This window comes from Micrococcus sp. HSID17227 (assembly GCF_003989405.1).
GTDB lineage: Bacteria > Actinomycetota > Actinomycetes > Actinomycetales > Micrococcaceae > Micrococcus > Micrococcus luteus.
Map to the genome: position 1 here is coordinate 1 of NZ_RBLN01000220.1, position 3,538 is coordinate 3,538.

Here is a 3,538-nt window from a genome sequence, read left to right on the forward strand (position 1 = left end):
TCCGCGGACCTGATCGTGGTGAAGGTCCAGCCGCTCGGGGGCGTGCGCCGGGCCGCGGCGATCGTGGCGGCCGCGGGGCTGCCCGCGGTGGTCTCCTCAGCGCTGGACACCTCCGTGGGCATTGCCGGCGGCGCCGCGCTCGCCGCCTGCCTGCCGTCCCTGCCGCACGCATGCGGGCTCGGCACCGCGGCCCTCTTCGAGCCCGACGTCGTCGCCCCGGCCTGGGGCCCCCGCGCGGGGGCCCTCCCGGCCCCGGGGGAGCGGGCACCCGCCCCCGACCCGGGCCGGCTCGACCGCGTCCGGGCGGACGGGGCGCGGCAGGCGTGGTGGGCCGACCGCGTGCGAGCGGCCCACGCGGTGCTGGCCGCGCAGGGCTGACGGGCCCGCCCGGTCCCCGTCGGCGCGGGGCATGTGAGACGGATTACAGCACGCCGACGGGACGAAATCCGGCGGCCGGGAAGAGTTCAACTCGCGGCCACCTGGGCGTGGCTCCCCGCTCGGAGCGAGGGGCCAGGGTGATGGCGGCCCCGGTCGGTCTCACCCCGGGGTCGTCTCCGGCCCGGCACCGGATCCCGGACCATCCCCACGACGCGAAGGACCCCGTCATGCTGAAGCGCCTCCTCCCCATGGCCGGCCACACCCGTGGCAACCGCTCCGCCGTCACGTGCGAGCTCAAGTGCGGCAACGCGTGCGCCCACCCGGTGCCCAACACCTCGGCGAACCCGACCTTCCAGCAGATCGCGGAGACCGCCATCTCGCGCCGCTCCGCCCTGGTCGGCGGCACCGGTCTCGCCGCCGCCGTCGTCATCGGCTCCCAGGTGGCCCAGGCCCCCGAGGCGCTCGCGGACAACGGCCGGCGCCCGACCGGCGGCGGCAAGCTCCCCTTCGAGCCCATCGCCCCGGTGACCCGCACCGTGGACACCATGACCGTGCCGGAGGGCTACGACTGGGGCACCGTGATCCGCTGGGGCGACCCGCTGTTCGCCGACTCCCCGGAGTTCGACATCGAGCACCAGACCGGTGCGTCGCAGGCCGCCCAGTTCGGCTACAACAACGACTACCTGAACATCATCACCGACGGCGGCAACGACCGCTCCGGCTACCTCGTCTCCAACCACGAGTACACCAACGAGAACATCATGTTCTCCCCGGAGTACGTCGCCTCGAACTTCGAGGACGTCGTCAACGTCGGCCTCCAGGCCCACGGCCTGTCCATCGTGGACCTCAAGCGCGCCAAGCGCGGCGCCCAGTGGGAGTACGTCCGCGGCGGCCGCCGCAACCGCCGCATCACCGGCACCACCGAGTTCGAGGTCCGCGGCCCGGCCGCCGGCCACGCGCTGCTCAAGACCGTCGAGGACCCGACCGGCACCCGCGTGCTGGGCACCCTGAACAACTGCGCCGGCGGCACCACCCCGTGGGGCACCGTGCTCTCCGGCGAGGAGAACTTCAACCAGTACTTCAAGGGTCGCGGCACCGCCGAGGAGAAGCGCTACGGCATCTCCGCCTCCGCCACCCGCCGTGGCTGGGAGAAGGTCCACGACCGCTTCGACCTGACCAAGCCCGGCTACGAGAACGAGGCCAACCGCTTCGGCTGGGTCGTCGAGATCGACCCCGAGGACCCCACCTCCACGCCCGTGAAGCACACCCTCCTGGGCCGCTTCAAGCACGAGGCCGGCACCGCCGTGATCTCCCCGTCCGGCCACGCCGTGGTCTACTCCGGCGACGACGAGCGCCACGACTACCTGTACAAGTTCGTCTCGGCCGAGAAGGTCCGCGAGGGCGACAAGAAGCACAACATGCGCCTGATGGACAAGGGCACCCTCTACGTGGCCAAGTTCTCCGGCGACTCCCCGGCCGCCCAGATCGACGGCAGGGGCACCCTGCCCTCGGACGGGGCCTTCGACGGCTCCGGCGAGTGGATCGCCCTGGCCGACGAGAAGACGTCCTTCGTCCCGGGCATGTCCCTGGCCGAGGTCCTCGTCTACACCCGCCTCGCGGCAGACAAGATGGGCGCCACCAAGATGGACCGTCCGGAGGACGTCGAGACCAACCCGGTCACCGGCAAGGTCTACGCGGCCCTGACCAACAACACCAAGCGCACCGCCGTGGACGAGGCCAACCCGGTCATCGGCAACCGCGACGGCCACGTCATCGAGATCACCGAGCGGGGCGGGGATCACACCTCCACCACCTTCACCTGGGTCATCCTGCTGCTCGCCGGCGACCCGGCGGTCTCCTCCTCGGCCTACTTCGCCGGCTACCCGAAGGAGAAGGTCTCCCCGATCTCCTGCCCGGACAACCTGGCGTTCGACTCCGAGGGCAACCTCTGGATCTCCACCGACGGCCAGCCCGGCACCATCGGCTACGCCGACGCGCTGCACAAGGTCACCCTCGACGGCGCCGAGCGCGGCCGCGTCCAGCAGTTCCTCGCTGTCCCCCGCGACGCCGAGACCTGCGGCCCCGTGATCCACGACCGCGACAACTCCGTGTTCGTCAACGTCCAGCACCCGGGCGAGGACGGCACCTGGGGCGCGCACACCTCCTACTTCCCGGACTTCCTGAGCCCGACCGGCCCGGTCCAGGTGGGCGACAAGGTCGCGGCCCCGCGTCCGAGCGTCGTCCAGGTGTTCAACGCCACCGGGAACAACGGCATCGGCAAGGGCGCCGGCAAGGAGAAGGGCAACAAGGGCAAGGGCAACAACGGCAAGGGCAACGGCAAGGGCCCGAAGGGCTGACCCCCGCCTCCGCGAGGACCCTCGACGAGGCCGTCACGGCCGGCGCCACCGCGTCACCGTGGCGGCCTCGCCGCGTCCGGGGCCCGTCCGCGCCCGGGCCTAGACTGGTGGCCACCATGACCTCCGTCGACTCCCTCTCCGTGGCGCGCGCCGTCGCCACCGCCCTGATCGACGCCGGCATGCGGGACGCGGTGGTCTGCCCCGGCTCCCGCTCCGCCCCGCTGGCCTACGCGCTCGCGGCCCTCGAGCGCGCCGGCGAGGTCCGCCTGCACGTGCGGGTGGACGAGCGCTCGGCCGGCTTCCTCGCCCACGGGCTCTCGCTGGCCTCGGGGCGCCCGGTGGGCGTGCTGACCACGTCGGGCACCGCCGTCGGGAACCTGCTGCCCGCCCTGATGGAGTCCTTCCACGCCGGCGTGGACGGACCACGGCCATGACATCCACGACCCTGCACTCCCCCACTTCGCCTCGTCCTCAGGAGACCGCCATGACCGCCCTTGCCACCCGCCCCCGCACCGCGTCCGCCCGGCGCACCGCCGACACCCTCCTCCACGGACCCGCCCACAGCCCCGCGGTCCTGCCCCGCGGTGAGGAGATCGCCCGGCGGGCCCGCACCGAGCAGGGGCGCGAGGAGCTGCGCCGCGTCCGCTCGCTCGCCGCCGTGATCGCCGTCGCCTGCGTCGAGGTCGAGACGGGCCGCCGTGCCCTGCGGGACCTCTCCGCCTGGCTCTCGCCCGAGGTGCTGGACAAGTTGACCCGTCGCATGGAGCTGCTGGGCGCCGTCGCGCCGACCGGGCCCGGTCGAC

Annotated in this window: 2 protein-coding genes and 2 pseudogenes; all 4 read left to right on the top strand. The window is 73.2% G+C overall.

Features of this window, described 5'->3' with window-relative positions:
• Positions 1 to 378: pseudogene (locus D8M29_RS13635) on the top strand (O-succinylbenzoate synthase); the annotation flags it as partial.
• Positions 379 to 605: 227 nt separating this feature from the next.
• Entirely contained in the window at positions 606 to 2,735 is a 2,130-nt protein-coding gene (locus tag D8M29_RS09750; RefSeq protein ID WP_174233337.1) for a PhoX family phosphatase, read from the top strand.
• A gap of 116 nt (positions 2,736 to 2,851) precedes the next feature.
• Positions 2,852 to 3,151, top strand: a pseudogene (locus D8M29_RS09755) (thiamine pyrophosphate-binding protein); the annotation flags it as partial.
• A 68-nt stretch (positions 3,152 to 3,219) separates the two neighbouring features.
• The coding region (locus tag D8M29_RS09760; RefSeq protein ID WP_238693376.1) for an Rv3235 family protein at positions 3,220 to 3,538 on the top strand (319 nt) is incomplete at its 3' end.